This is a genomic window from Vibrio sp. OPT46, from assembly GCF_015163535.1.
Classification (GTDB): Bacteria; Pseudomonadota; Gammaproteobacteria; order Enterobacterales; family Vibrionaceae; genus Vibrio; species Vibrio alginolyticus.
Genome location: NZ_JADDYG010000468.1, coordinates 1 through 1,581, shown reverse-complemented (window position 1 = coordinate 1,581; position 1,581 = coordinate 1). Strand labels below are relative to the sequence as shown.

2 protein-coding genes and 1 pseudogene are annotated in these 1,581 nt (G+C 40.6%); 2 read left to right on the top strand and 1 reads right to left on the bottom strand.

Going from position 1 to position 1,581, the window contains the following annotated elements; translation table 11 throughout:
• Positions 1-209: pseudogene (locus tag IQR33_RS19915) on the bottom strand (YjiH family protein); the annotation flags it as partial.
• Positions 210-657: 448 nt separating this feature from the next.
• On the opposite strand from IQR33_RS19915, the gene IQR33_RS35560 reads away from it, so the two are divergent.
• On the top strand, positions 658-945 hold the full coding sequence (locus IQR33_RS35560) for a hypothetical protein (RefSeq protein ID WP_049872671.1): 288 nt from the start codon (positions 658-660) through the stop codon (positions 943-945).
• 96 nt (positions 946-1,041) lie between these two features.
• The coding region (locus tag IQR33_RS19905; RefSeq protein ID WP_193843973.1) for a thioredoxin domain-containing protein at positions 1,042-1,581 on the top strand (540 nt) is incomplete at its 3' end.

Here is a 1,581-nt window from a genome sequence, read left to right as displayed (position 1 = left end):
CGAAGCGACGTTGTTGCAACTTGCACACCGTCAGCCGTTTCGGTGACACCATACGCCACCTTGCCGAAAGAGCCATTGAGCGTTGTAAAATCGAATACACCGTACCATTCGCTAGATTGCATCAGGCCAGAAAAGAACACAACCGCAAACGCCAGAGCAACGTAGCACCCCAGTGTAACTTTACGCTCAGTTTGAACAGGAATTTTCATAACATTACCTACACATGTGGAACTTAACACATATGTTCACCTGAATAATGTGCTAGAGAGATGATCAAAATCAATCCGCCTGCCGAACATTATCGCGACTCAGTTATGAAGTTTTGTTTTATGATTCCAATCACAATTGAAAGATAATAAAAATTTGTGCCAACAATTAGGTATTTTAATCTATATCGATAGCTCACGACTTCTTCATCAACTCAACAAATGATTCTGACGAATATTGCTTTCTACAACATTCATGACGTACTTCATACTTTGGCATTGAGGCAATATCGATTAACTCGAAAGTAACATTCAGCCACGAAATTTAGGTTAGGATGGCCCGGTCATATGTAAACGGCATAAACCAGAATTAACAGGACTATACGACCCATTGTTACGCTCACAATATAAAATAGCCAAATGGACACTCGCCCTCGTGCTTTGGGTGGTGATGATATGCTTAAGCCAAAATTCTGGTTTCTCGAAAAGCTGCCCGAAGGCTCACCAAATACAGAGTCAGCAAGATGAGAGTGTGAATTTATCACCATCTTGCGACCTTTCAGAAAAGCTGGTTCAAGCGTACCAACATCAGTTTGATCATATTCTTATTCCATTTTTTCTGTTTGCTTTGATTGTGGCGCTGCCGATGACAACCACAGCAATTCGTTATCTGGAATACACAGAACCGATACCGGAAAAGTATCGGGTTCACCTAAAACTTTGCGTGTTTAGAGAATAAAGCCAGCAAGGCGAGAGACCTTTCTGCCTGACTTTTGTACATATTTTATTCACTTCACATAACAAACAACGAAATTTAAAAGTTTTAGGAAATATTATGACATTCACTCGTACACTTTTGGCGTTAACGATGGCTATCGTATCTGCCGTATCTTTCGCATCAGAAAAGACCGCAGAACAAAAGCTAGAGGAAGTTAATCAGATACTAAAAGATAACCCTCAAATTCTTGATTCATTGCACCAAAACCTTCAAGAGTACATTGCGTATCAACAGTCATTTGGCGACACCTTGAAGGAGGTTCGTCAATATCTAAGTGATGGCAAACATTCCTCTTTTGGTGCTGAAAACCCTGAGTTAACCATTATTAACGTAACAGACTACAGCTGCCCTTTTTGTAAACGTTTAGAAGGAGAGCTGGTCAAAGTTGGTAAGGAATATCCGCAGGTAAAAGTGCTTAACCTCAATGTCTCTTTTAAAGAACAATACGAGAAGAACGGTTACAACTCGGCAAGTTACGCATTAAATGTTTGGCAAAACCAGCGAGATAAGTACGAACAAGTGCATGAGTTATTGGTGAAAAAACCGGGCGCACATGACGCACGTTCCTTAAATCAAATCGCGAAAAAAACGGGGACA